General features: G+C 56.8%; 1 pseudogene. It reads left to right on the top strand.

Going from position 1 to position 340, the window contains the following annotated elements:
- Positions 1–115: 115 nt before the first annotated feature.
- A pseudogene (locus tag PQQ51_RS34425) lies at positions 116–340 on the top strand (IS21 family transposase); the annotation flags it as partial.

Here is a 340-nt window from a genome sequence, read left to right as displayed (position 1 = left end):
TGTTTACGCCGACCGAAAATTCAGCCACATGTAGGGATCGCGCCGACTGAAAATTGAGCCGGGCAATCAACCTATCCTGCTAGTTTTTCTGGCAGGGTGTTTGGGGATGATCCCGATGACGATGATTGGCAAGGTGCGGCGGATGTTCCACCGCCAGAACAAGTCGGTACGCGAGATAGCGCGTCTCACAAGCCTGTCGCGCAACACGATTAGTAAATATCTGAACATGGATGTTCAGGAGGAGCCGAAGTATCAGCGGCGCTCGCAGCCGACCCGGTTGACGCCGTTTCACGAGGTGCTGGTGCAGGCGCTCAGTGTCGACGCGCGGCGACCGAAGAAG

The organism is Paraburkholderia xenovorans, from assembly GCF_046030735.1.
Taxonomy (GTDB): Bacteria; Pseudomonadota; Gammaproteobacteria; order Burkholderiales; family Burkholderiaceae; genus Paraburkholderia; species Paraburkholderia xenovorans_A.
The sequence above is the reverse complement of the archived record's forward strand: the minus strand, read 5'-3'. Positions and strand labels throughout refer to the sequence as shown.